This is a genomic window from Conyzicola nivalis (assembly GCF_014639655.1).
Taxonomy (GTDB): domain Bacteria; phylum Actinomycetota; class Actinomycetes; order Actinomycetales; family Microbacteriaceae; genus Conyzicola; species Conyzicola nivalis.
This window is the reverse complement of sequence record NZ_BMGB01000001.1, coordinates 1553656-1579091: the sequence shown is the minus strand read 5'-3', so window position 1 is coordinate 1579091 and position 25436 is coordinate 1553656. Positions and strand designations below refer to the sequence as shown.

The 25436-nt window shown below is 69.1% G+C and carries 26 protein-coding genes and 1 tRNA gene; 20 read left to right on the top strand and 7 right to left on the bottom strand.

Annotated features, from left to right (window positions below; genetic code table 11):
* The first annotated feature begins 16 nt into the window (after positions 1-16).
* Positions 17-89 (top strand) — tRNA-Glu (locus IEV96_RS07780).
* A gap of 82 nt (positions 90-171) precedes the next feature.
* Here the strand turns inward: IEV96_RS07780 and IEV96_RS07775 are convergent.
* The gene (locus IEV96_RS07775) at positions 172-591 is read right to left on the bottom strand and encodes a MarR family winged helix-turn-helix transcriptional regulator (protein ID WP_188510063.1); all 420 of its coding nucleotides are present in this window, start codon (positions 589-591) and stop codon (positions 172-174) included.
* 56 nt (positions 592-647) lie between these two features.
* Here IEV96_RS07775 and IEV96_RS07770 point away from each other — a divergent pair, with 56 nt between their 5' ends.
* The 6 genes from IEV96_RS07770 to IEV96_RS07745 all read left to right on the top strand — a co-directional run bounded on the left by IEV96_RS07770 (position 648) and on the right by IEV96_RS07745 (position 5972).
* Positions 648-1019 carry a VOC family protein gene (locus tag IEV96_RS07770; RefSeq protein ID WP_188510062.1) on the top strand — a complete coding sequence of 124 codons (372 nt, stop codon included), beginning with the start codon at positions 648-650 and terminating at the stop codon, positions 1017-1019.
* A gap of 196 nt (positions 1020-1215) precedes the next feature.
* Entirely contained in the window at positions 1216-1788 is a 573-nt protein-coding gene (locus IEV96_RS07765; RefSeq protein ID WP_188510061.1) for a TRAP transporter small permease, read from the top strand.
* Between the two features lies 1 nt (position 1789).
* Positions 1790-3064: a TRAP transporter large permease gene (locus tag IEV96_RS07760; RefSeq protein ID WP_188510060.1), complete on the top strand. Its 1275-nt coding sequence runs from the start codon at positions 1790-1792 to the stop codon at positions 3062-3064.
* Between the two features lie 80 nt (positions 3065-3144).
* Positions 3145-4191: a TRAP transporter substrate-binding protein DctP gene (dctP, locus tag IEV96_RS07755; RefSeq protein WP_188510059.1), complete on the top strand. Its 1047-nt coding sequence runs from the start codon at positions 3145-3147 to the stop codon at positions 4189-4191.
* 65 nt (positions 4192-4256) lie between these two features.
* The gene (locus IEV96_RS07750) at positions 4257-4991 is read left to right on the top strand and encodes an IclR family transcriptional regulator (RefSeq protein ID WP_188510058.1); all 735 of its coding nucleotides are present in this window, start codon (positions 4257-4259) and stop codon (positions 4989-4991) included.
* 93 nt (positions 4992-5084) lie between these two features.
* Positions 5085-5972 (top strand): shikimate dehydrogenase, encoded by an 888-nt coding sequence (locus IEV96_RS07745; RefSeq protein WP_188510057.1) that lies wholly within the window; start codon positions 5085-5087, stop codon positions 5970-5972.
* Positions 5973-5978: 6 nt separating this feature from the next.
* On the opposite strand, the gene aroQ is transcribed toward IEV96_RS07745, so the two are convergent.
* A complete protein-coding gene (aroQ, locus tag IEV96_RS07740) occupies positions 5979-6428 on the bottom strand; it encodes a type II 3-dehydroquinate dehydratase (RefSeq protein WP_188510056.1) in 450 nt (149 codons plus the stop codon).
* 169 nt (positions 6429-6597) lie between these two features.
* Between aroQ and IEV96_RS07735 the strand changes: the two genes are divergently transcribed.
* A complete protein-coding gene (locus IEV96_RS07735) occupies positions 6598-8439 on the top strand; it encodes a sugar phosphate isomerase/epimerase and 4-hydroxyphenylpyruvate domain-containing protein (protein ID WP_188510055.1) in 1842 nt (613 codons plus the stop codon).
* Positions 8436-8732 (top strand): Dabb family protein, encoded by a 297-nt coding sequence (locus tag IEV96_RS07730; protein WP_188510054.1) that lies wholly within the window; start codon positions 8436-8438, stop codon positions 8730-8732. The genes IEV96_RS07735 and IEV96_RS07730 overlap by 4 nt, the downstream gene beginning before the upstream one ends.
* On the opposite strand, the gene IEV96_RS07725 is transcribed toward IEV96_RS07730, so the two are convergent.
* Complete coding sequence (locus IEV96_RS07725) at positions 8729-9484, bottom strand: IclR family transcriptional regulator (protein ID WP_229733139.1); 756 nt, start codon at positions 9482-9484, stop codon at positions 8729-8731. The genes IEV96_RS07730 and IEV96_RS07725 overlap by 4 nt on opposite strands.
* Before the next feature lie 106 nt (positions 9485-9590).
* On the opposite strand from IEV96_RS07725, the gene IEV96_RS07720 reads away from it, so the two are divergent.
* The 9 genes from IEV96_RS07720 to IEV96_RS07680 all read left to right on the top strand — a co-directional run bounded on the left by IEV96_RS07720 (position 9591) and on the right by IEV96_RS07680 (position 17361).
* Entirely contained in the window at positions 9591-10391 is an 801-nt protein-coding gene (locus IEV96_RS07720) for an IclR family transcriptional regulator (RefSeq protein ID WP_229733137.1), read from the top strand.
* 76 nt (positions 10392-10467) lie between these two features.
* Positions 10468-11244: a protocatechuate 3,4-dioxygenase subunit beta gene (gene pcaH / locus IEV96_RS07715; protein WP_188510053.1), complete on the top strand. Its 777-nt coding sequence runs from the start codon at positions 10468-10470 to the stop codon at positions 11242-11244.
* A complete protein-coding gene (gene pcaG / locus IEV96_RS07710) occupies positions 11237-11758 on the top strand; it encodes a protocatechuate 3,4-dioxygenase subunit alpha (RefSeq protein WP_188510052.1) in 522 nt (173 codons plus the stop codon). The genes pcaH and pcaG overlap by 8 nt, the downstream gene beginning before the upstream one ends.
* Positions 11755-13158: a lyase family protein gene (locus IEV96_RS07705; protein WP_188510051.1), complete on the top strand. Its 1404-nt coding sequence runs from the start codon at positions 11755-11757 to the stop codon at positions 13156-13158. Before pcaG ends, IEV96_RS07705 begins: the two co-directional genes overlap by 4 nt.
* Complete coding sequence (gene pcaDC, locus IEV96_RS16790) at positions 13155-14282, top strand: bifunctional 3-oxoadipate enol-lactonase/4-carboxymuconolactone decarboxylase PcaDC (RefSeq protein WP_308419473.1); 1128 nt, start codon at positions 13155-13157, stop codon at positions 14280-14282. Before IEV96_RS07705 ends, pcaDC begins: the two co-directional genes overlap by 4 nt.
* Positions 14282-15064 carry a CoA transferase subunit A gene (locus tag IEV96_RS07695; protein ID WP_188511171.1) on the top strand — a complete coding sequence of 261 codons (783 nt, stop codon included), beginning with the start codon at positions 14282-14284 and terminating at the stop codon, positions 15062-15064. Before pcaDC ends, IEV96_RS07695 begins: the two co-directional genes overlap by 1 nt.
* Positions 15061-15687 carry a CoA transferase subunit B gene (locus IEV96_RS07690; protein WP_188510050.1) on the top strand — a complete coding sequence of 209 codons (627 nt, stop codon included), beginning with the start codon at positions 15061-15063 and terminating at the stop codon, positions 15685-15687. Before IEV96_RS07695 ends, IEV96_RS07690 begins: the two co-directional genes overlap by 4 nt.
* The gene (locus tag IEV96_RS07685) at positions 15684-16892 is read left to right on the top strand and encodes an acetyl-CoA C-acetyltransferase (RefSeq protein WP_188510049.1); all 1209 of its coding nucleotides are present in this window, start codon (positions 15684-15686) and stop codon (positions 16890-16892) included. Before IEV96_RS07690 ends, IEV96_RS07685 begins: the two co-directional genes overlap by 4 nt.
* Positions 16893-17004: 112 nt before the next feature.
* Entirely contained in the window at positions 17005-17361 is a 357-nt protein-coding gene (locus IEV96_RS07680) for a PRC-barrel domain-containing protein (protein ID WP_188510048.1), read from the top strand.
* A gap of 85 nt (positions 17362-17446) precedes the next feature.
* On the opposite strand, the gene IEV96_RS07675 is transcribed toward IEV96_RS07680, so the two are convergent.
* The 4 genes from IEV96_RS07675 to cls all read right to left on the bottom strand — a co-directional run bounded on the left by IEV96_RS07675 (position 17447) and on the right by cls (position 23108).
* On the bottom strand, positions 17447-19975 hold the full coding sequence (locus IEV96_RS07675) for an MMPL family transporter (RefSeq protein ID WP_188510047.1): 2529 nt from the start codon (positions 19973-19975) through the stop codon (positions 17447-17449).
* Between the two features lie 94 nt (positions 19976-20069).
* Positions 20070-20714 carry a TetR/AcrR family transcriptional regulator gene (locus IEV96_RS07670; protein ID WP_188510046.1) on the bottom strand — a complete coding sequence of 215 codons (645 nt, stop codon included), beginning with the start codon at positions 20712-20714 and terminating at the stop codon, positions 20070-20072.
* 104 nt (positions 20715-20818) lie between these two features.
* Positions 20819-21637 (bottom strand): DUF1206 domain-containing protein, encoded by an 819-nt coding sequence (locus tag IEV96_RS07665; protein ID WP_188510045.1) that lies wholly within the window; start codon positions 21635-21637, stop codon positions 20819-20821.
* 7 nt (positions 21638-21644) lie between these two features.
* The gene (gene cls, locus IEV96_RS07660; protein WP_188510044.1) at positions 21645-23108 is read right to left on the bottom strand and encodes a cardiolipin synthase; all 1464 of its coding nucleotides are present in this window, start codon (positions 23106-23108) and stop codon (positions 21645-21647) included.
* Between the two features lie 249 nt (positions 23109-23357).
* Here cls and IEV96_RS07655 point away from each other — a divergent pair, with 249 nt between their 5' ends.
* Positions 23358-24371: a diacylglycerol/lipid kinase family protein gene (locus tag IEV96_RS07655; protein ID WP_188510043.1), complete on the top strand. Its 1014-nt coding sequence runs from the start codon at positions 23358-23360 to the stop codon at positions 24369-24371.
* Positions 24372-24432: 61 nt separating this feature from the next.
* Positions 24433-25434 (top strand): hypothetical protein, encoded by a 1002-nt coding sequence (locus IEV96_RS07650; RefSeq protein WP_188510042.1) that lies wholly within the window; start codon positions 24433-24435, stop codon positions 25432-25434.
* Positions 25435-25436: the final 2 nt, after the last annotated feature.

Here is a 25436-nt window from a genome sequence, read left to right as displayed (position 1 = left end):
TCATCTAGTTGCTTTCGGCCCCATCGTATAGCGGCCTAGTACGCTGCCCTCTCACGGCGGTAACACCGGTTCGAATCCGGTTGGGGTCACAACAGCCCGGTTCCCCTGATTTATCAGGGGAACCGGGCATTTTTTATGCCTCGGCGGCACGGCCGAGACGCGGTCTGTCGCTCAGCCTTCGAGCGAACCGACGCACGAGGCGAGTCCGCGAGCCAGAGCGGCTCTCTCGGTTGCCGACAGGCGCCCGAGCATCCGCTGCTCGACGCCGTCGACGAGGTGTTGCGCGGCGTCCAGGGCATCGGATCCCGCGGGCGTCAGCTGCGTGGGGAGAGCGCGCCCGCTTTCGGCGCGGGGCGGCCGTGCCACCAGGCCGCGGTCGATGAGCTGCTGCAACATCGCGTTCATGGATTGGCGGGTGACGAATGTGCCCCGGGCGAGCGCCGCCGCCGAGATTCCGGGTTCGCGGCGCAGGTGGTGCAGGCAGGAGTACTGGGACACGGTGAGCTGGAGCGGCCGCAACGCCTCTTCCATGCGGAGGTGGAGAAGCGATTGCGCCTGCTTCAGCGCGTATCCGACTTGCGTATTGCCCATGTCAGTATCCTGACATACTCTTGCATGTAAGGAAACTGACATAGAGGAGAACCACCATGGCCGTCACCGGTCCAGATTTCATCGCCCTTCAAGTGCGCGACCTCGAGAAGGCGGCAGCCTTCTACGAAAACGTCGTCGGACTCACCCGCGCACCCTTCTCGCCGCCGCACGCGGTCGTTTTCGACACCCAGCCGACCTTCGCGGTTCGTGACGCAGCACCAGGCGTCGATCTCGACGCGGGCCCGGCGGGACTCGGTGTCGCTCTCTGGCTGCACGACCCCGAGACGGTGACGCTGCACGCGACCGTGGTCGCCGCCGGAGCCGTCGTAGTCCAGGAGCCCTTCGACGGCCCGTTCGGCACGACCTTCGTTTTCCAGGATCTCGACGGCTACTCGGTGACCGTCCACGATCGAGCCACCAGGGGCTGATCTGATCTGACATATATCCTCACATCTATTGACGGTGCGTTCCATTCGCTGGGACGGTCGCTTGTGTGCGGGCTGCCGACCGCCCAGAGTCGCAGTCAGCGGCACGAGCCCGCACATTGACAGAGAGGTTGATGATGTCAAAGGTCGCATCGTTGCCCCGCCCATTCGGCGGCATCCGACGAGTCCGGTGTGGCTCGTGAGCGACCACCCGGCGAACAGTGCCGACTCGCCGGCGAACGCGGCCGTGCCGCCGCCCGAAGCCGACCACCACCTGCCCGCTCCGATCCGCTGGCTGTCTCGGGTCGAACTCTGGGCAGGCACCGTATTCTTCGCGCTCATCTTCGCGGGCGTGATGTACCAGGTGATCGGTCGCTACATTCCGCCCATCGCGTGGGTCGGCGCGGGCGAGGTCGCGAGACTGTCGATGGTCGCCCTCACGTTCATCACCGCGGGGTACCTGATCGGAAAAAACGGCCACATCGTCATCGAAGCGTTCGACTCGATCCTGCAGGGCAAAAAACTTTTCGTGGCCCTGCGCGTTTTCGCCGCCCTCGTTATGGTCGCCACGTGCGCGGCTCTCGCGTGGGAGTCGCTGCTGATGATCGAACAGGGCTGGCGACGGGTCACGACGGTGCTGCACATGCCGCTCGCCGTGATCTACATCTTCGCCCTGATCGGTTTCCTCTCGGGCGTACTGCACTCGATCGTGAAGATCTTCGCCGCGAACCGCCCCGAACCCCGGCTCGACATCTCCGAAATGGAGGGCTGACATGGACCTCACCGTCTACCTCCTGGTGATGTCGGCGCTGCTCCTGCTGCGCGTCCCCGTCGCCTTCGCGATGATCGCGTCGAGCATGCTGTACTTCTACACCAACGGCAATTCCGCCGGTCTGGCCATCCGGTCGGTCGTCGACGGCATCAACAGCTTCCCGTTGCTCGCGGTGCCGCTATTCATCTTCGTCGGGGCGATAGCGAACCATCTCGGGATCGCCGCCAGGCTCTTCGACTTCGCGCTCGCCAGCCTGCCGCGACTGAGGGGCAACCTCGCCTACGTGAACCTGGGCACGAGCGTCGGCTTCTCCTGGATCAGCGGATCGGCCCTCGCGGACGCGGCGGCACTGAGCAAGGTGCAGGTTCCCCAGATGATCCGACAGGGGTATCCCTACGGATTCGCCGCCGGGCTGAGCGCGTCGGGCTCGCTGTTGAGCACGATCATGCCGCCGAGCATCCCGGCCGTCCTGTTCGCCGCGACGGCATCGATCTCGACCGGTGCGCTGTTCGCCGGCTCGATCCTGCCCGCGATGCTCATGACGTTCGGGCTCGCGCTGTACATCTTCATCTGGGCCCGCAAACGCGAGGGCATGGAAGGCAGTCCCTTCAACGGAAAGGTGTTCCGCGCCGCCACGGTCCGGGTCATCGGCCCGCTGTTCACGCCGGTCATCATTCTCGGCGGAATCATCGGCGGCATCTTCACACCCACCGAGGGTGCCGGGGTCGCCGCCGCGTACATGATCGTTCTCGGTGCCATCTACCGCACGCTCTCGCTGAAAGTGCTCATCCAGTCGGCCAAGGAAACCGTGGTCGTCACCGGAGGAATCCTGCTGATCCTGGGCGCGGCCAACCTCATGGGTCAGGTGCTGGCCCGCGAGCAGGTCTCCCGCGTGCTCGGTCAGTGGCTCACGGGGCTCACCGACAATCCCATCGTCTTCCTTCTCGTGCTGAACGTCATCCTGCTGCTCATCGGCACGTTCCTCGAGGCGCCGCCGGTGATCCTCGTGCTCGTCCCGGTGCTGATGCCGATCGCGGCGCAGTTCGGCATCGACCCGGTACACCTGGGTGTCGTGATGATCCTCAACCTCATGATCGGATCGCTCAGCCCGCCCGTCGGCGCGGTGCTGTTCGTGGTCGGGTCGATCACGCGGCAACCGATGGGCGTCGTCTTCCGCGGGGTGCTGCCGTTCCTGATCCCGCTGGTCGCCGTGCTCCTCCTGCTCACGGTCTTCCCCCAGATCGTCACGATCGTTCCCGACCTGCTCGGGCTATAACTCCATACTTCGGCCCGGTTCGGGCCGTCCAGTGCCGGGCCGTGTGGCTCCGGCAACCGCACAGTACAAGGGAGATTCACATGAGCCACGCTCACAGCAAGTCCCGGGTCGTGTTCGCGTCGTCGGTGTTGACGGCGGGAGCGCTCCTTCTCGCCGGATGTGCCGCGCCCGCCGACGACGGCGGGGGAGGCGATTCAGGTGGCAACGAAGACGTCACGCTGACGGTCGCCACCAGCCAGCCCGAGACCACACCCAACTTCTACTGCGGCGTCGAGCTGCTGAAGGAGCGGCTCGAGGAGGCCGACATCGGCTTCACCGTCGACCTCTTCCCGGCCAGCCAGCTCGGGCCCGACACCGAGCGTTTCGCGGCCGTGCAGGCCGGCGACATCGACATCGACCTGCAGGGTGCCTCGGCGCTGAGCGCCACCTACGAGCCGATCGGCGTCGTCGACGCGGCCTACGTGTTCAACGACGTCGACCACACCTTCGATTGGATCGACAACGAGTCATCCGACCTCTTCGCCAGCTTCAACGAGGAGACCGGAACCCGCATCGTCGACGGCTGGTTCTTCGGCAACCGCACCTTCACGACGAAGGACACACCGATCGAAAGCCCCGACGACCTCGAGGGCCTCGCCATCCGGTTCCCCGACTCGCCGCAGTTCCTGGCGAACGCCGAGGCCATGGGCGTCGAGCCCGTCGCCGTGGCGAACGAGGAGATCTACGTGGCGCTGCAGCAGGGCATCGCCGTCGGCCAGGAGAACCCCATCGTGGCGACGCACTCGCAGAGCTTCGACGAGATCCTCAAGGTCGCCTCGCTGAACAACCACCAGGTCGGCATCCACTGGCTCGTCGTCGGCGAGAACACCTACGACAAGCTGAGCGACGAGCAGGCCGAACTGCTCGACGAAACCATCCACGGCATCCGGGCGGAAAACCGCGAGTGCGTCGAAGAGGAGACGAACAAGATCCTCGACGAGTACCGCGCAGACTCCTCGTACACGGTGGTCGAGGAAGACGAGGTCGACAAGGAGGCGTTCATCGAGCAGGCGGAAGAGTTCTTCGGCAGCTACTACGACGGCGAACGTCTCGAGCTGTACGAAGCCATCCGCGGGATGGTGAACTGACGCCAGCGCGGTTGGGGGAGCGGACCGGCAAGGCCCGCTCCCCTCGCGCCGGTATCGGATGAATGATGCGCACCTCGCAGTGGAGCGACGCCGTCTCGGTCATCGAGCGCGTCACCATCGTGCTCGGATGCTTCGGAGCGGACGACCAGCGGGTCGGCATCTCCGAGCTGGCACGACGGGCGAACCTACCGAAGTCGACGGTGTCGCGCCTCGTCTCCGAGCTGGTCGAGCACCGCTACCTCGAGCGGGACGGCGCCGGGGTGCGGCTCGGCCTGCGGCTGTTCGAACTGGGCGAGCTGGCGGCGCAGCCGAAGGCCCTGCGCACGCTCGCGCTCGCCGCGATGGCCGACCTGCGCGACGTCACGGGCCACACCGTACAGCTCGCCGTGCTCGAGGGCGTCGAGGTGGTCTACGTCGGGGTGATCCACGGACGCAACCCGCCCGCGCCGAGGGCGCGCATCGGCAGCCGCCTGCCCGCGCACGCGACGGCCGTCGGCAAGGCGATTCTCGCCTTCTCGGCCCCGGATGCCGTCGAGCGCGTCATCGAGACCGGCCTGCCCCTGGTGGGTGCCGCGCCCGTGAGGGTCTCGGCGTTCCGGGCGCAGCTCGACGGGGTGCGGGCCGGCGGCATCGCGCTCGACTCGGACAGCGGCGCGGACTGCGTGGCGAGCCCGATCCTCGACGGCGCGGGCCGGGCGGTCGCCGCCATCTCGGTGTGCGGCCGCACGGGCGCGTTCGACGCGCCCGGCGCCGGTCCCGCGGTGCGAACCGCCGCCCTCGGCCTCGCCCGGCGTCTGTAGCGTTCCACTAGATGGCACTGCCGATTGCCGCCTCCGGGGCTCCGGGTCACACTTCCAACGCACAAATCAGCGACGAGACAACGGGGTCAAGGCATGGGCACAACTGAGTCGTATCGCGTCGGTCTCATCGGCCTCGGGCTCGAGCTGTCGCTGTCGCCGGTGCTGCACGAGGCGGAGGCGGCGGCGCTCGGACTCGACTACAGCTACGACATCTTCGACGGCAGCCGGGACGCCGCATACGGCGACGTGGGGGCGTCCATCGAGGCGGCTCGCGAGGGTGGCTATCGCGGGGTCAACATCACCCACCCCTTTAAGCAGCTCGCGGTCGACCACGTCGACGAGATGTCCCGCGACGCCTGGGTGCTCGGAGCGGTGAACACCATCGTGTTCGACGGCGGTCGGCTGATCGGCCACAACACCGACTGGTACGGCTTCGCCCATTCGATCGAGAAGAACCTCGGGGGCGTGCCGCGGCGCACCGTCGTGCAGTTCGGGGCGGGCGGTGCCGGGGTGGCCGTGGCGCACGCCCTGCTGCGCAGCGGCGTCGAGCGGCTGGTGCTCCTCGATGTCGACGTCGAGCGAGCGGGCGCCGTGGCCGACTCGCTCAACACGGCGCACGAGCGCACGGCGATCGTCGGCGGATCCGTCGACGACGCGGGCCGTTTTCTTCCCTCGGCCGACGGCGTCGTCAACGCGTCCCCCGTGGGCATGCCGTCGCATCCGGGGTCTGCCGTCCCCCTCGACCTGCTGCGCCGCGACCTCTGGGTGCATGACGTCGTCTACATGCCCCTCGAGACCGAGCTGATGACCGCGGCCCGCGCGCTCGGCTGCCTCACCGTCGGCGGCGGGTACATGCTGGTGTTCCAGGCGGCCGAGGGAATCCGTCTCTTCACCGGTATCACGCCGGATGCCGACCGGATGCTGCGTCATTTCGAGCGCATCATCGCGGCCGGCAGCCAGGGCGCCCGGCAGCTGGGCTGACGAGGGTCAGCTCGAGGTGCGGGCCACGAGGTAGTCGACGGCGTACCGGTAGCCGGCGATACCGCAGCCCGCGATCACCGCGTCGGCCATGGTCGAGACGTAGGAGAAGTGCCGGAACTGTTCGCGTCGGTGGATGTTCGACACGTGCACCTCGACGACCGGCAGCGAGACCGCCAGCAGCGTGTCGAGCAGGGTGATCGACGTGCTCGTGAAACCGGCCGGGTTCACGATGATGCCGTTCGCCACCCCGCGCGCCTCATGCAGGCGGTCGACGATGGCGCCCTCCCAGTTGCTCTGGAAGAAGTCGAGGTCGAAGCCCGCGGCCTCGGCGGTGTCGCGGGCGAGCTTCTCGGCGTCGGCCAGCGTGTCGTGCCCGTAGATCCCCGGCTCGCGAAGGCCGAGCAGGTTGAGATTGGGGCCGTTCACCACGAGGATGCTGGGGCGCTGCGAGTTCATGCACTGTCTCCTTTGACCGTCGGTATTTGCTCTGCCCGCCATTCTGCGGGCCAGCTTCGGCGTGCGCACGGCCCGTTCCACTGGATGGGCGCGGCGATTGTGCCCCGGAGATGCGCCCTCGGACACTGGGGGATCAGCAACGGGTCGATGAGGGAGAAGCGGTGCGTCGATGAAGACTTCCATTGCCACGGTGTGCCTGAGCGGAACGCTCGACGAGAAGCTGAGGGCGAGCGCCGCGGCCGGCTTCGACGGGGTGGAGATCTTCGAGCCCGACTTCGTGTCGTCACCGCTGCCGCCGCGCGATGTCGCGGCGCTCGCCGTGGATCTGGGCATCACCCTCGACCTGTACCAGCCGTTCCGCGACTTCGAGGGTGTGAGCGAAGAGAAGCTGCGGCACAATCTGCGCCGCGCGCGGGCCAAGTTCGACCTGATGAACCGGCTCGGCATCGACACCATGCTGCTCTGCAGCAACGTCGGAACGGCGGTGAGCTCCGACGACGCGCTCGCGGTCGACCAGTTGCGGCGCCTCGGCGATGTCGCGGCCGACAACGGCGTGCGCGTCGCCTACGAGGCGCTCGCCTGGGGACGCTTCGTGGCCGACTACGAGCACGCGGCCCGCATCGTGCGCTCGGTCGACCACCCGGCCGTCGGTCACTGCCTCGACAGTTTCCACATCCTCTCCCGCGGCTGGGACCCGGTGGCGATCGAGACGATCCCCGCCGACAAGATCTTCTTCGTCCAGATGGCGGATGCACCGGGCCTCACCATGGACCTGCTGTCGTGGAGCCGCCACCACCGGGTGTTTCCGGGCGAGGGCGCATTCGACCTCGCCGACTTCATGGGGCACCTGCTGCGGTCGGGGTACGACGGACCGGTCTCGCTCGAGATCTTCAACGACACGTTCCGCCGAACCGACCCGTTCCGCACCGCTATCGACGCGATGCGGTCCCTCGAGTGGCTGCAGGAACTCGCGTCGGAGGCGCTCGACCGCGACGGGAGCGAGGGCGCCCACATGCGGGTCGAGCCGTTGCCGGAGATGGACCCGCCCGTCGGGTTCAACTTCGTCGAGATCCGCGCCGAGGACGGCCAACGCGACCGTGTGCGCACGACCCTCTACCAACTCGGCTTCGACGACGGCGGATCGCACCGCACCAAGCCGGTCGAACTCTGGGCGCAGGGCGGCGCGCGGGTCGTGATCAACAACGGCGACGCCACGGCGGGTGCGCCGGCGGTCGCCGCGCTCGGGTTCGACGTCGCCGACACGCACGCGGCCGCAGAGCGGGCCGCCCGACTGCTCGCTCCGCCGGTGCCGCGCGAGGAAGGGGCGGGCGACGAACCGCTTCTCGGCGTCAGGGCGCCCGACTCGTCCGAGGTGTTCTTCGGACGCATCGGCGCCGCGGGCGTGCCGGCCTGGGTCGCGGAGTTCGAGAACGCGCCGGTTCCGGCCGCCGATTCCCTCGTCACCCGGGTCGACCACGTCAACCTCGCGCAGTCGTGGGAGTACTTCGACGCGGCCGTGCTGTTCTGCACGAGCGTGCTCGGGCTCGACCCGCAGCCGTCGCTCGACGTCGCCGCGCCGACCGGGCTGGTGCGCAGCCAGGTGATGAGCGCACCCGGCGGCGCGGTCCGGCTGGTGTTGAATCTCGCACCGGCCGAGAACGTAGCGAATCCGGTGCAGGCCCAGCACGTGGCCTTCGCGTCGACCGACGCTGTGGCGGCGGCGAAGCGGGCACGCCAGCGCGGCCTGTCCTTCCTGCCGATCGGCGACAACTACTACGACGATCTCGACTCGCGCTTCGACCTCGACCCGGCGTTCCTCGAGCAGCTGCGCGAACTGCAGCTCATGTACGACCGCGACGAGCGGGGCGAGTTTCTGCACTTCTATACCGAGTCGCTCGGCAGCGTCTTCTTCGAGATCGTCGAAAGGCGGCGGGGCTACGCGGGCTACGGAGCCACGAACGCGCCCGTGCGTCTCGCCGCACAGCACACCCGTCGGGCGGGCCTGTCGTGATCCGCCACGTCGCGGTCTTCACGTTCGTGCCCGAGTTCACGCCCGCGGCCAGGGCGCACTGGATCGCCATGATCCGCGACCTGCCCGAACAGATCCCCGAGGTGCTGTCGATGTCGGTCGGGGAAGACGTCCTGCACGGCCCGGCGTCCCACGAACTCGCGATCGTCGCCGACTTCTCGACGCTCGCCGACCTCGAGACGTACTCCACGCATCCGGCCCACGCGGCGGTGCTCGCCGTCTCCAAGGACGTGAAGGCGTCCCTCGCCGTCGTCGACTTCGAGGTGGAGCCCTAGGGCGCGGGAACGCGCACGGAGAGCTCGGCGGCGGCGGCCCGCAGCTGGGGCAGGAACGCGAGAAGCTCGTCGAACGGCAACCGGAACACCGGAGCCGCGATCGCGACGGCGCCGATGACCCGTCCGTCGGCCGAGCGCACGGGGGCGGCGAGGGCGCTCATGCCGACCTCGTTCTCCTCGTACATGGTGCCGTAGCCGAGCTCGCGCACGCGCTCGATCTCGCCGCGGAACACCCGGCGGTCGGTGATGGTTTTCTCGGTGCGGGCGAACAGGTCGAGTTCGGCGACCCTGGCCTCCCAGTCGTCGGAGAAGGCCACGAGCACCTTGCCGAGCGCGGTGGCGTGCAGCGGGCTGTGCGTGCCGGGGTCGCTCGTGACGCGGAAGGCCTGCGGCCCGTCGACCTTGCTCACCGTGAGAACGTGGTTCGTGTCGAGCACGCCGAGGATGCTGGCCTCGCGCGTGTGCTCGGTGAGGGAACGCAGCACGGGGATGGACGAACCGGCCAACCCGTTCGCGTTCGACACCCGCTGCCCGAGCTGGAAGACCCGGATGCCGAGCGCGTACCGCTTGGTGCCGGCGTCGAAGGCCACGAAGCCCTGCTGCGAGAGCGAGCGCAGCAGGCGGTGGGTCGTGCTGAACGGCAGGGCGGCAGCCACCGAGAGTTCGGTCGCCGTCGCGCCCTGTGCCGTGTCGCCGAGCAGCACGAGCAGGGAGAGGGCTTTACCGACCATGTCGGTGCGTTCTGCTGGCACGGGCGAGTCCTCTCCGGGGCGGCTCCGTGGGCTACCCGATTGACGGCGGCACGGCGGAAGGCCATGCTGTATTCATATCGTAGATGATGTATCCATAATATGGATAGTGACCAAGGGTGGTGACGAAGCAGTGGCCGAGCCGAACGCCGCCGTATCGATCATCGAACGCATGACCGCCGTGCTCGGAGCCTTCACGCCCCAGAACGACCGCATGGGGGTCAACGAGATCGCCCGCCGCTCGGGCCTCCCGAAGTCCACGGCCTCGCGCCTCGTGTCGAGCCTCGTCGAACACGGCTACCTCGAGCGCCGCGGCGGGCTGGTGTGCATCGGGCTGCGGCTGTTCGAGTTGGGCACCCTCTCGGGCCAGCCCAACGAACTGCGCTCGCTCGCCCTCCCCACCATGGTCGACCTGCGCAGTTCCACCCGGCAGACCGTGCACCTCTCCGTGCTCGAGGGCACGGAGATCGTCTACATCGGCATCCTGCGCGGGTACGACTCCTCGTACCTGCTCTCGCGCGTCGGCGGACGCCTGCCCGCCTACGCGACCGGCGCGGGCAAGGCCCTGCTCGCGTTCTCGCCGCCCGAGGTCGTGGAGCGGGTGATCGAGAACGGCTTCGTGGCCTACCAGCCCGGCACGATCACCGACTCCGCGTCGCTGCTGCGCGAGCTCGAGACCATCCGCGCCACCGGGCTCGCCTATTCCACCGCCGAGGCGGGACCCGGCGTCACCGCCGCGGCGAGCCCCATCCTCACCACCGAGTCGCGCCCGGTCGCCGCCCTCTCGGTCTCCGGCCGCATCGGCAATTTCGACCCGCGGCGCATCGGCCCCGCCGTGCACCTCGCCGCCCTCAACCTCGGCCGCCTCAGCAGCCAGCCGCACCTCTCCCGGCAACGGGCCACCCATTGAGTGGAACACCCGCTCCGTCGTCGAGACGCGCTGACGCAGACTGGACCCGCCTGTCGTCGTCGCTAGGGGGAGAATCGTGAGTCAGCCCGAGACCCAGGCCGCGATCTCCGAGGAGATCCGGCAGATCGAGGCGGATGCCGCGGCCCTCGTCAGCGCCGGGGGAGCCCCCGAGCTGCACCCGCGCCGCGACTACCCGCCCTACCGCAGCTCGCTGCTGAGACATCCGACCCACCAGCTCGTCAGGGTCGACCCGGAAGAGATCGAGCGCTTCTCCCCGGCCTTCGGCCACACCGACGTCGACGAGCTCGAGTCGGACCTCACGATCCAGCACGCCGGCGAGCCGCTCGGCGAACGCATCACCGTGAGCGGGCGCGTCGTCGACGGTGACGGCCGGCCGGTGCGCGCGCAGCTCATCGAGCTCTGGCAGGCGAACTCGGCCGGGCGCTACGTGCACAAGCGCGACCAGCACCCGGCGCCGCTCGACCCGAACTTCACCGGGGTGGGCCGGGCGATCACCGGCGACGACGGCTCGTACTCGTTCCGGACCATCAAGCCCGGCCCGTACCCGTGGCTCAACCACACGAACGCCTGGCGTCCGGCGCACATCCACTTCTCGGTGTTCGGCTCGCAGTTCACGCAGCGGCTGGTGACGCAGATGTATTTTCCCGGCGACCCGCTGTTCGCCCTCGACCCGATCTACCAGTCGATCGCCGACCCGGCCGCGCGCGAGCGGCTCGTCGGGCGGTACGACCACTCCTCGAGCGTTCCCGAGCACTCGCTCGGCTACCGCTGGGACATCGTGCTGACCGGCCCCCGGTCGACCTGGCTGGAGGCGGAGGACGCCGATGAATGACTTCGCGCCGACCCCGTCGCAGACGGTCGGGCCGTTCTTCCACTTCGCGCTGCCCTACGACGACGGCCCGCGGGTCGCCCCGGCCGCCGACCCGCGCGCGGTCCGGCTGCACGGCACGGTCTTCGACGGAACCGGAACGGGCGTGCGCGACGCGGTGATCGAAATCTGGCAGGCGGATGACACGGGGTCGCCGAGCCGGCGGCGGGGCAGTCTGGTGCGCGACGGTTTCGGCTTCACGGGCTTCGGCCGCGCGGCGACGAACCTCGCCGGCGAGTACTCCTTCACGACCCTCGTCCCGGGCACTTCGTTCGCGACCGTCGCCATCTTCGCGCGTGGCCTCAGCCACCACCTGTTCACCCGCGCCTACTTCTCCGACGTCGACGACGCGCTGCTCGGGTCGCTGCCCGCCGACCGCCGGACGACCCTCGTCGCCACGGCCGACGCCGAACGCTCCTACCGCTTCGACATCCGGCTGCAGGGCGACGGCGAGACCGTGTTCCTGGAGTACACATGATCGACGCCGGCCTGCTCGACCCGCTCGCCCAGGGCAGCCGGGCCCTCGAACTGACGGGCGACGCGGCGTTCCTCGCCGCGATGGTTCGCGTCGAGCTGGCGCTGTCACGCGCCCTGGTCGACACGGGCGTGGCGCCGGAGTGGATGCTCGAGGTCTGCGACGGCCTCGAGACGGCGGAGCCCGACGTCGTGGCGATCGCCTCAGCCTCCCGCGCCGGCGGCAACCCGGTGATCCCGCTCGTGACATGGCTCGGGGCGGCGGCCGACGCGCTGCACCACGGCGCGTCCGACCACGTGCACCTCGGTGCCACCAGCCAGGACATCCTCGACACGGCGGCCATGCTCGTCGCCCGCGCGGTGTGCGACGAGGTGCTCGCGCGGCTGAAGGAAGCGGGCGCGTCGCTCGCGTCGCTGGTCGAGACCCACCGCGCCACCCCGATGGTCGCCCGCACGCTCGGCCAGCACGCCGCCCCCACGACCTTCGGCTTCGTCGCCGCCGGCTGGCTCGACGGCGTGACGACGGCGATCGACGGGCTCCACCGGGTGCGGGGCGGGCTGCCGGTGCAGCTCGGTGGCGCGGTCGGTTCGCTCGCTGCGCTCTCCCGCGCCGCGACGGCGCGCGGCTCGAGCGCCGACGAGGTCGCCGCAGCCGTGGCCCGACGGCTGGGGCTGCGGCTCGCGCCGATCTCCTGGCACACGAACCGGGCGCCGGTACTCGACGTCGCCGCCGCACTCGCCGCCGCCGTGGCCGCGGTCGGCGTGGTGGCCGTCGACGTCGCGGTGCTCGCCCGCACTGAGATCGGCGAGCTCGTCGAGGGCGGCGGCGGGGGATCGTCGGCCATGCCGCACAAGCGCAATCCGATTACCGCGGTGCTGGTGACCGCCGCGGCCCGCCGCACCCCGCACGAGCTCGCCGCGCTGCACGCCTCGGCCCTCTCGGAAGACCAGCGCCCCACCGGCGCGTGGCACGCCGAGTGGCTGCCCCTGCGCGAACTGGAGCGCAGCGCGGTCTCGGCGGCCCACGGCGCCGCCACCCTGATAGCCGGTCTCGAGGTCAATGTCGCGCGCATGGCCGCCAACCTCGCACTCACCGGCGGACTGATCTTCAGCGAGCGGGTGTCGGCGGTGCTCGCCGAGACCGTCGGTGGTGCCGCCGCCTTCGCGCTGGTCGGGGAGGCGTCGCGAGAAGCCGTCGTCAGCGGGCGCCCGCTGAGCGAGGTGGTCGCCGAAGCCATTGCGGCGGGCCCGTACGACCGGGGCGCGCGCGACGCCGTGGCGGCCGCGTTCGCCGGCGACTCCGACTCCGACTCCGACACCGCCGCCGCGGACGCCGCCATCGACCGCGTGCTCGCGGCCTATCGGGCCGTGACCGTCGGTGCTCCGACCGGGGAGGCATCGTGACCAGGCCGCTCCTGCGCGGAACCGTCACTCCGGTGCGTTCGCTCGAGCGCGGCGCCGAGCTCGTCGTGCTCGGGCCGTCGCTCGGAACCACGACGGCCCTGTGGGATTCCGTCGCGGCCGACCTGGCCGCCGACTACCGGGTGCTGCGGTTCGACCTGCCCGGTCACGGCTCGAGTCCGGCCGCGTCGCAGCCGTTCACCGTGGCCGACCTCGCCGATGCCGTCATCGACCTCGTCGATTCGGTCGGGGGCGGTCCGTTCGCTTACGCCGGCATCTCGGCCGGCGGTGCGGTCGGGCTAGAACTGGCGTTGCACCACCCGCACCGGATCATGAGCCTCGCCGTGATCTGCTCGGCCGCCCGCATCGGCAGCGCGGAGGGCTGGCGCGAGCGTGCCGAACGCGCCAGGCGCAGCGGGACCGCCTCGCTCGTGGCCCTCAGCGCGGAGCGGTGGTACGCGCCCGGCTTCCTCGACGCGCATCCCGCGGCGGGAGCACCGGCGCTCTCCGCCCTCGTCGACGTCGACGACGAGTCGTACGCGCTGTGTTGCGAGGCGCTGGCCGACTTCGATGCGCGGGATGCGGCACGCGACATCCGCGTCCCCACCCTCTGCGCGGCCGGCGAATTCGACCTCGCGACGCCGCCGACCCAGCTCGAGGCGCTCGCCGCGTCGATCCCCGGAGCGACCTACCGGCTCATCGAGGGCGCCGCACATTTGCCGGCAACCGAGCGCCCCGACGTCGTGGCGTCGCTGCTGCGTTCCCGGCTCGGCGGCATGCGGGTGCGCCGCGAGGTGCTCAGCGACGCCCACGTCGACCGGGCGACCGCAGGCATCACGGCAGAGACCGCGGACTTCCAGGGCTTCATCACGCGCTACGCGTGGGGCGAGATCTGGTCGCGCCCGGCCCTGGCCCGCCGCGACCGCAGCCTGCTCACCCTCGCCGCCCTCATCGCCGGCAACCACCAGCACGAACTGGCGATGCACGTGCGGGCGGCGCTCACCAACGGGCTCCGCCGCGACGAGATCGCCGAGGCGATCATGCACACCGCGATCTACGCGGGCGTGCCGGCCGCGAACTCGGCCTTCGAGACGGCGAAGCGCGTCTTCGCAGAACTGGACGGATGATGGACAAGAGCGTCGCGAACCCCGCGGATGCCGTGGCCGATATCGCCGACGGATCCTCCATCGCGGTCGGCGGCTTCGGTCTCGTCGGGGTGCCTATCGTGCTGATCAGGGCGCTTCTCGCGCAGGGCACGAGCGACCTGCGCGTGGTGTCGAACAACTGCGGCGTCGACGGCTGGGGCCTCGGCGAGCTGCTGCGCGAAGACCGCATCAGCCGGGTGACCGCGAGCTACATCGGGCAGAACAAGGACTTCGCCCGCCGCTACCTCGACGGCTCGCTCGAGGTCGAACTGACGCCGCAGGGGACCCTCGCCGAGCGGATGCGCGCCGGGGGTGCGGGCATCCCCGCGTTCTTCACCGCGAGCGGCGTGGGCACCCTGGTCTCGGAGGGCGGGCTGCCCTGGCGGTACGCGCCCGACGGCTCGGTGCTCGTCGAATCGCCGCCGAAGGAGACGCGGGAGTTCGCGTCGCTCGGGGCGCCCAAGGAGTACGTGCTCGAGGAGGCCATCGTCACCGACTTCGCGCTCGTGCGGGCGGCACGCGGCGACACCCACGGCAACCTCGTCTTCGAGAAGTCGGCGCGCAACTTCAACCCGGTGGCGGGCATGGCGGGACGCGTGACGATCGCCGAGGTCGACGAGCTCGTGCGACCCGGCGAGATCGACCCCGACGACGTGCACCTCGCCGGCATCTACGTCGACCGCATCGTACGGTTGTCGCCCGACGACGCGGCCGACCTGCCGATCGAACTCGTGACCACGCGCCACCGACCGGAGGACCGATGACTCTCACCCGCGACCAACTCGCGGCGCGCGCCGCCGCGGAACTCACCGACGGCAGCTACGTCAACCTCGGCATAGGCCTGCCCACGCTCATCCCGAACCACATACCGTCGGACCTCACCGTGGTGCTGCACTCCGAGAACGGCATCCTCGGCGTCGGCCCGTACCCGTGGGAGGGCGAGGAAGACCCGAAACTCATCAACGCCGGCAAAGAGACGGTGACGGTGCTGCCCGGTGCGGCCTACTTCGATTCGGCGCAGAGCTTCGGGATGATCCGGGGTGGCGTGATCGACGTCGCGGTGCTCGGCGCCATGCAGGTCTCGGCCATCGGCGACATCGCCAACTGGGCCGTGCCGGGCAAGCTGGTGAAGGGCATGGGCGGCGCGATGGACCTCGTGCACGGGGCGAAGAAGATCATCGTCCTGATGGAGCACGTCACGAAGACCGGCGAACACAAGATCGTGGAGCGCTGCACGCTGCCGCTCACCGGCAAGCGCGTGGTCGACCGCATCATCACCGACCTCGCCGTGATCGACGTCGCCGATCACGGGCTGGTCCTGGTCGAGCTCGCCGACGGGGTGACGGAGGCCGAGGTCCGCGCGGCGACCGGGGCGGAGTTGCGATGAGGGAGGTCGTGATCTGCGAACCGCTGCGCACCCCGATCGGACGCTTCGGCGGGGTGTTCCGCGAGGTGACGGCCGCCGAGCTCGCCGCCACCGTCATCGCCGAGCTGATGCGCCGCACGGGAATCGACGGTGCCGACGTCGACGACGTGATCTTCGGTCAGGCCTACCCGACGGCGGAGGCACCGCCCGTCGCACGCGTCGCGGCCCTCGACGCCGGACTGCCGGTGACCGTGGGCGGCCTGCAACTCGACCGCCGCTGTGGCTCGGGGCTGCAGGCCGTGCTCGACGGCGCGATGCAGGTGCAGACCGGGATAAGCGACGTGGTGATCGCGGGCGGGGTCGACTCGATGAGCCAGGCGCCGTTCTACACGACCACCTCGCGATTCGGCGTGACCGGGACCGGCGGCCTCCGCCTGCACGACGCGCTCGGACGCGGCCGGGAGACGGCGGGCGGCAAGAACTACCCCGTGCCGGGCGGGATGCTCGAAACGGCGGAGAACCTGCGGCGCGACTTCGGGATTCCCCGCGAGGAGCAGGACGAGCTCGCGCTGCGCTCGCAGACGCGGGCGCTCGCCGCGGTCGCCGCCGGCCACTTCGCCGACGAGATCGTGTCCGTCACCGTGCGCGGTCGCAGGGGGGACACCGTCGTGGACCGCGACGAGACGCCCCGCGAGTCGAGCGCGGAGGCTCTCGCCGCACTCACACCGATCCTCGGCCGTGGCGACCCGCAGGCCACCGTCACCGCAGGCAACGCGAGCGGGCAGAACGACGCGGCCGCGGCGATGATCGTCACGACCCCCGAGCGGGCCGGGCAGCTCGGGCTCGAGCCGCTCGTGCGCCTGGCCGGCTGGGCGCGCGCGGGTGTGGAACCGTCGCGCATGGGCCTCGGCCCGGTGCCCGCGACGGCGAAAGCGCTCGAACGGGCCGGTGTCGCGTTCGCCGACATCGACCTGATCGAGCTCAACGAGGCGTTCGCCGCGCAGGTGCTCGCCGTCACGCAGGAGTGGCACATCGGGCCGGGTGACTGGGACAGGATCAACGTGCTGGGCTCGGGGATCTCGCTCGGCCATCCGGTGGGGGCGACGGGCGCGCGCATCCTCGCCACCTCGAGCCGTCACCTGCAGCGCACGGGCGGCCGCTACCTGCTCGAGACACTGTGCATCGGGGGCGGCCAAGGCCTCGCCGCCGTGTTCGAGCGGGCCTGAGCGCCCGCGACGCACACTCTGTACCGCGACGCTAGGCCGCAACGGTCAGAGCCGCTGCGGCTAGCGTTGGCGGTACGGGCTGGAACCTTTCCCGCCGAGAAGGGCACGAAACATGTTCGAAGCAGAAAACCTGCGTGACTGGATCGGTCTTCCGGTCGTCGATGCCGAGGGGTCGAAGGTCGGCTCGTTCGAGAGCATCTACTTCGAGACCTCGACCGAACAGCCGGCCTTCGCGGCCGTGCACGTGGGCATTCTGGGCGGCCAGAAGCTGGTCTTCGTGCCGCTCAACGGCGCCGTCGTCGCGCCGAAATACCTCAAGGTGCTGTTCGACAAGAAGCTGATCAAAGACGCCCCGTCGATCACGACCGACGGCGAGCTCGAGGCGGCACGCGAGCCCGAGCTCTACGCCCACTTCGGGCTTCCGTACAGCACGGGCGTGCACGGCGAACGCCGACTGGGCCGCCGCTGAACGCACCCGGCTGAACGCACCTCTTTTAACGACGAAGGCGCGGAGCAAGGCCCAGGGCCCGGCTCCGCGCCTTCGTCGTTCGCTGCTAGACCCCGACCTTCTCAGGCTCGGGCTCCGGGTCGTGCGTCGTCGTCGGGTGCGAACGCTCGAGCGAGGCGCCCTCGACGTCGACGTTCGGCAGGATGCGGTCGAGCCACTTGGGCATCCACCACGCGGCGCCGCCGAGCAGGTGCATAACGGCCGGGATGATGAGCAGGCGCACGACGAACGCGTCGAGCAGCACGCCGAGTGCCAGCCCCAGACCGATCGACTGGATCATCACCGAGTTCGAGAAGATGAACCCGCCGAACACCGAGATCATGATCAGCGCCGCGGCGATCACGACCGCGCGGCCGGCGTGCAGTCCGCGCTGGACGGCGAGACGGGCCGGAGCACCGTGCGCGTACGCTTCCCGCATCCCGCTCACCAGGAACAGCTGGTAGTCCATGGCGAGCCCGAACAGGATGCCGACCACGAGGATGGGCAGGAAGCTCAGGATGGGGCCCGGATCGTGTACCCCGAACACCGGTGCGAGCCAGCCCCACTGGAACACGGCGGTGATGCCGCCGAACGCCGCGAACAGCGAGAGCACGAAGCCCAGCGTCGCGGTGACCGGAACCAGGATCGAGCGGAACACGAAGATCAGGATGATCAGCGAGAGACCCACGACCACGAGCAGATAGAGCGGCAGCGCGTCGGCGAGCTTCTCGCTCACGTCGATGTTGCCCGAGGCGTTTCCAGCGACTCCGAGGGAGGCGACACCGTCGATCTCGAGCCCGCGCAGGTCGCGCACGAGCTGTTCTGTCGACTCGCTCGTCGGTCCGCCCTCCGGCACGACCTGGAAGGCGAGCAGCAGGTCGTCGTCGGATGCACCGATGGGGGCGACCGCCACGACATCGTTTTCGGCCTTGAGCAGCTGGCCGATACGCACCTGTTCGCCGACGAGTTCGTCGTCGGTGATGGCCTGGTCGAGGTCGGCGACCACGATCAGCGGCCCGTTCACCCCGGCGCCGAACTTGTCGTCGATCAGCTTGTAGGCCTTGTAGGCGCTCGAGTCGACGGGCTCCGAGGAACCTGCCGGCAGTCCGAGACGCATTGAGAGCGCGGGGATGGCGATGATGAGCAGCACCGCGATACCGGCGACGACGGTCACGACGGCGCGCAGGGTGTTCATCGGCTTGTTCGGCACGCGGGTCTTGGCGTCCGCCTGGCCGATGACCTTGCGCGCCTTCCTGGTGAGGATCTTGGTGCCGACCAACCGCAATACGGCGGGCGTCAGCGTGATCGCGATGAGGATGGCCACGAACACGCAGATGGCACCGACCGTACCCATGAGCCCGAGGAACGGGATTCCGGTGAGGTTCAGGGCGAGTAGTGCGATGAGCACGGTGGACCCGGCGAAGACGACGGCGTTACCCGACGTTCCGTTGGCGAGACCGATCGACTCCTCCAGCGGCACGCCGTTGCGCAGCTGCGTGCGGTGCCTGTTGAGGATGAACAGCGAGTAGTCGATGCCGACCGCGAGGCCGAGCATCACACCCAGCACCGGCGTGACCGAGATCATCGTGACGGTTCCGCTGAGCGCGAGCGAGGCGAGCACGCCGACGCCGACGCCGATGAGGGCGTTGATCAGGGGGAGGCTGGCTCCGATGAGCGTGCCGAGCATCACGAACAGCACGACAGCCGCGAAGATGACACCGGCGATCTCGCCCGGGCCGAGGATCTCGGGGATGCTCGCCGCGATGTCGTTCGACACCTCGACGGCGACACCGTCGATGTCGGCGTCGCTCATGGTCTCGACGATGGCTTCCTTCGCCTCGGCCGGCACCAGGTTGAGCGACTTGTCGAACTGGATGCTGCCGACGGCGGTGGTCTCGTCGCTGGAGACCTGGCGGATCTCGGCCGCGAGGTCGAGGAGGTCGGAACCCTGCTCGAGCTCGGTGCTCTTCGACTCCAGTTCGGTGCGACCCTCGTCGAGGGTGGACTGCCGGGCGTCGATCTGCGCGGTGCCCGCGTCGATCTGCGCCTGCTGCGCGGCGAACCGCGCCGCGAGCTGACCGGTGGTGGCCGCGGCTCCCGCCTGGGCCTTTGCGGCGTCGAGCTGGGTCTGACCGGCGGCGGCCTGTGCCTTCGCGGCGTCGATCTGGGCCTGTCCGGCCTCGAGCTGAGCCGTGGCATCCGCGATCTGCGTGCGCCCGTCAATGATCTGCTGGGCCTGATCGTCGAGCTGGGCCTGCGTCTCGAACGGGTTCGTGGTGGCCTTGACGTCGTCGAGGTCGTTCGTCTCGGTGAGCAGGTCGCCGATGGCGGTCTTCTGCTCGTCGGTGAACGGGGAGTCGTCGGTCGTGGTGAACACCACGGTGCCGCGCCCGCCGCTCGCCTGTGGGAACTTCTCGGCGAGTTCGTCACTCACCTTCTGGGTAGCGGTGCCGGGAATGCTGACCGCGGAGGTGAGGGTGCCGCCGAAGAGGGCGAATGCGCCGCCGGCGAGGCCGAGGATGACCACCCACGCGACGATGACCAGCCAGGCCCGGCGGGCGGAGAACCGACCGAGTCGGTAGAGAAGGGATGCCATGTTCCTCTGATTTCTTTCTTAGCGGTGTGGGTGACACAGGGGGTCGTACGTCTCACATCGCGTCATCGGGAAGGAGGGGTGGGTCGGTATCGGGTCAGGCTGGGGGTGCGTACCCGGCTCGCACGGAGGCGAGCAGGCGGCCGAGCAGTTCGTCCCAGATCGCGCGGGAGTCGGCGTCGAGGCTGGCGCCCGTGCGGGTGATCCAGTGGCGGGCAGCGACGGCGACGCCGTTCATCAGCGAGCTGACGAGCACCTCCACCTCGAACTGGTCGAGTTCGTCGCTGCGGCCGGCGATCTCGAGCGAGAGCTGCTCGGTGGCGCTGGCGAAGACGTTCTGCATGGCCGACTCGGAGCGGCCGTCTTCGCCGTCTTCGGCCAGTACGCCCCACAGGTAGCCGATGACGGAGGGCAGGTCCATGCCCTGCACCGCGGCCGCGATCTCCGAGAACAGCGAGTAGCGGCTTCCGTCGCCGGGCGGCGCGGCGCGGGTGGCGGCGCGGAACTCGTCGACGGCGTCGGTGAGCACGCGGGTGCAGGTGATCTGCACGATGTCGTCGAGCGACGAGAAGTGGTTGAACACGGTGCGGCGGGCCACGTCGGCGCGCTCGGCCAGTTCGTCGACGCTGAAGCGCGGTTTACCGCGCTCACGGATGAGTGCCGCCGCGGCATCCAGAATCGCCTGACGGTGACGCGCCTTGAGGGCGGCCCGTCGGTCGATCGTGATGCTCGCGGTGGTCATGTAAATACACTAAGTGCACCGACGCACTCTGTGCAGCGTTTTCCGCTGGTCTGCGCTGGGACTTCGCTGTGCATCGCGAAACCGCCGCAGTGCGGCCGGTCCGGCTAGGCCCGGAAGCGGGCCCGCACAAAGCAGTAGACGCCGTAGGCGATGAGCCCGATGCCGATCGCCACGAGCAGGGCGCCGCCGGCGGGAAGCGCGGCGAGCGACTTCAACGCACCGTCGAGACCGGAGGCCTCGCTCGCGTCCGCCGTGGCGGCGGCGACGACGAAGAGCACCCCGACCACGAAAATGGCGACGCCCTTCGACACGTAGCCGGCCACGCCGAGCACGGTGGCCGAGCGCTTCCAGCGCGCATTCGGCAGAGCCAGATCGTCGAGGAATTTGCGGCGGATGCCCTTCACCACGAAGTAGCCGCCGATGGCCATGGTCGCCACCCCGACAACGACGAGCAGCACGACCCCGCCCGGCGTCGCGAGGAGCGAGGCGCTGAGGCCCTGGGTCTGGTTGCCGCTGTCGCTCGAACCCCCCATCGCGTAGGTGAGAGCCGACGCTCCGACGGCGAGGTAGGCGATGCCCTTGCCGGCCTCCTTCGCGCGATCCGCCCAGTCGGACTTCTCGCGGCCGCGCACGAGGGCGGCGTCGACGAACTGGAAGAGGCCGAGCGCGGCGAGGGCCACGACCACCACCCACAGGATGACCTCGCCGAAGGGGTAGCTCGCCACCTGCGCGAGCGCGCCGCCCTGATCGGCTTCGCCCTGGCCGCCGAACGCGACCGTGAGCGCGATGGCGCCGATGAGCATGTGGATGAGGCCGTTGACGGCGTACCCGCCCCGCGCCAACGTCTGGAAAACGCGGCTGCTCCGCAGCGTCGAGGCTCCGCTTCGCACCGAGTCGACGGCGTCTTCGGTCTTTTCGCTCATGACTGCCTTACTGCACCGTCGCCGTGAGGCGCGCCACGTTGTCGAGCACCTGGGACTTCACGGTGCGGGTCTTCCATTCTTCTATGGTGAGCTCGCGCGAGTGGGCGCGGTAGTCGTCCTCCACGGCGCGGAGCTTCTCGACGAAATCCCGTCCGCGCACCATGAGCGACACCTCAAAGTTCAGGCTGAACGAGCGCATGTCCATGTTGCTCGAGCCGACGACCGCGACATCGTCGTCGACGGTGAAGTGCTTGGCGTGCAGCACCACCGGCTTCTCGTACAGGAAGATGCGCACGCCGGCGTCGAGCAGGGTGTCGTAATAGGACCGCTGCGCGTGATAGACCACGGCCTGGTCGGCCACCTCGCACCCGAAGAGCTGCACCTCGACCCCGCGCTCGGCGGCGGTCGTGATCGCGTAGAGCATCGAATCGTCGGGCACGAAGTAGGGGCTCACGATCACGAGCCGCTTCTGGGCGCTGTAGACGAGCGAGTTGAACAGGCGCAGGTTGTTCTCTTTGTCGAATCCGGGGCCGCTCGGTACCACCTGACAGTCGATGGCGTTGTCGGTCGGCACCTCGTGGATGGGGTCGGTCTCGCGGGTCAGCAGCTCGCCCGTCTCGGCGTACCAGTCGGTGACGAAGATGGCGTTGACGCCGGCGACGACGGGTCCCTGCAGCCGGACCATCAGGTCCTTCCACTGCAGGCCGCGCTTGATGTTGCCCTTCTTGTTGTAGCTGGGGTCGACCATGTTCTGCGAGCCCATGAACCCGACGATGCCGTCGACGACGAGAACCTTGCGGTGGTTGCGCAGGTCGGGCCGGCGCCACGAGCTGCGGAACGGCTTGAACGGCAGCATCTCGCGGAACGGGATATCGGCGTCGCGCAGAAAGGCCTTGGTCTCGGCGAAATAGGGGTGACGCAGGGTCGCGATGTGGTCGTAGAGCACCCGCACGATGACGCCGCGGGCGCGCGCGTCGGCGAGGGCGGCGAAGAACCCCGCCGTCGTGTCGTCGCGGGTGAGGATGTAGAACTCGACGTGGACGTAGCGCTCGGCCTTCTCGACCGCCCGGGTCATCGCGGCGATCGACGGCGCGTAGTCCGGCAGCAGCTCGGCCGTGTTGCCCCCGACCAGCGGCATGGAACCCAGCGTCGTATTCAGCTCGACGATCGATTCGAGCCACTTGGGCCACGTCGCGTCCTGGCGGACGAGGTCGAGCCCCGAGGTTGTTTCGACGATGAAGCTGTTGATCTCGCTCTGCTTGTCGCGGCGGTCCTGCGGCAGCTTGCTGCTTCCGAACAGCAGGAACAGGAGCGCGCCCGGGATGGGCAGGGCGAAGACGGTGACGAGCCACGCCATCGCCGAGGTGGGCCGGCGGTCACGAGGGATACGCACGACCGCGGCGATCCTGATGATGATGTTGATGACCGCCAGCACGGTCGGTGCCGCCTTGAGCAGTTTGCGCCAGTCCACTGTCGTCCGTTCTGGCGCGTCGCGTCGACAGGCCCCCGCTCAAATCCTACGGCCGACGGGCGGCTCGGCTGCCGCCCGTCGTTCCGTGGTAGGCATCCCTGCGACAAGAAAGCAAGCCGACGCCCAAATGCGCGGCATACCGCGGCGTTCCGTTACGTTCGACCTACCGGTCGCCGAAGCCGTCGATACTTCCGAGCCGCCACTCAATAGGCTCAATACACGGAGTCCACCCCGCCGAGGAGAACAACCATGTCCGCAGCTACCGAACGTCCGAACGACGATCAGACCGAGGCCTCGCGCCCGACCGTCGGCCAGGCCGCCGTGGTCTTCAACCCGATCAAGGTCGACATCGACGCCATCAAGGAGTCGGTCGCGCGGTACGAAGCGGAGGCCGGCTGGCCCGAGACGCTATTTTTCGAGACGTCCGCGGATGACCCGGGGCAGGGGCCGACCGCAGAGGCTATCGCCGCGGGCGCCACCCTCGTGATCGCGGCGGGCGGCGACGGCACCGTGCGCGCCGTGGCGGAGGGCCTGCGCGGAGCCGACGTCAGCCTCGCATTGTTGCCCTCGGGCACGGGCAACCTGCTCGCCCGCAACCTGAAGCTGACGCTCAACGACCTCGACCACTCGATCGAGTCGGCGTTCACCGGACGAGACCGCGCCATCGACATCGCACGCATCAAGATCGAGCGCGAAGACCGCAGCGTCGACCAGCACAGCTACCTCGTGATGGCCGGTCTGGGCATCGACGCCAAAATGATCGCGAACACCGACGACGACCTGAAGGCGAAGGCCGGCTGGTTGGCCTACGTCAAGGCGATCGCCGTCGTCGCGAAAGACAAAGACACCCTGAACTTCCGCTACAAGCTCGATCAGGGTCGCGAGCGTCACGTGCGCGCTCACTCGATCATGGTGGGCAACTGCGGATCGCTGCCCGCGAACATCCTGCTTATGCCCGATGCCGCCGTCGACGACGGTGTGTTCGACGTTCTCATCCTCGACCCGAAGAGCGTCTTCGGCTGGCTGCAGATCCTCGGCAAGGTCTTCTGGGAGAACGGCGTGCTCAGCCGCACCAAGGCCGGACGCAAGCTGTCGACGGGCGACGTCGACGCGCTGAAGTACACCACCGGCACGACCCTGGCGTTGCGGCTGGCCAAGCCCGAGGAGATCGAACTCGACGGCGACGGCTTCGGCAAGGCCATGGCGTTCAAGACCTGGCTCGAGCCCGGCGGCCTCACCGTACGGGTGCCCGCCGACTCCTGATCCACGGGGTCCGCAAAGTCAAGCTCCCCTCAGATATTGCCGATTCGGCTTTACTGGACCGGTGAAAACACTCTGGTTCGTATCGCTGGTCGTCATCACGGCCGGGCTCACCGTCGGTGGGGCGCTCATCATCACGATGCAGTCGACGGGGGAGCCCGGCGCTGCGTATTGGCTTGCCATCGCGGCGCTCACGATCTTCGTGTGCGGGCCCGTGTGTCTGGCGGCGGTGGCGTTCTACTGGGATGTGCGGTCGGGCGACGCGCGCCGCTATTTCCGCCACTATCTACGGGTGGTGCTGGTCCTCGAGGGGCTCGCATCGGTCGCCATCGTGGCCTACGCGATGCTGGAGGGCGTCGCCGTGTGGTTGCCGCTCCTCTTCATCGGTGTGGGAGGGGCGGTCACCGGCCTGGTCGTACTCGCGAGCCCGAGAATCGCAGCCAAGTACCGCAAACCGGAGGTGCCGGTGGTCTGGGCGCCCGTCACACGCGCGGAGACCGTGCGCGGGGTGCGCCTCATCGCGTTCTGGTTCTTCGGCACGCTCGTGGTGCTCTCGGTGGGGCTCGCCTTCGCGCTGCCCGACGAGCCGGTGCAACAGATATTCGTCGCGCTTCAGCTGGCGTTCACCGCGGGAGCGGTGGCGGGCGCATTCGTATCGGCTTCGCTAGCGCGCCGACTCGGCGCGATCACCGGCCGTGACGTGAAGCTCGCGTCGACGATCATGAGAGTGGTGGTCCGCGGCAAAGCTGTCGACCTCGACGACGAAGAAACGGTGGCCGCGGCAAAGTACGCCGAGGTCTGGAAAACCGTTCAGGGCTTCCAACTCGCCTTCCTCGGTTTGCTGTTCTCGAGCACCGCAGTCTTGCAGCTGGGATCTCTGATCGACGGATCGGTGTCCGGGATGTCCATCGCCATCCTTGTCGTGCTCGCGGCGGCCGCCGTCATCCTCGGTCCGATCATGGTCGCCCAGATCCGTCGCGCCCGCCGCTACGCCCGCGAGCACGCACACCGGCTGCCGGTGGCCGCGGAGGCGGGCTACGATCGGGAGCAATCGCCGCGCCGGTAAGG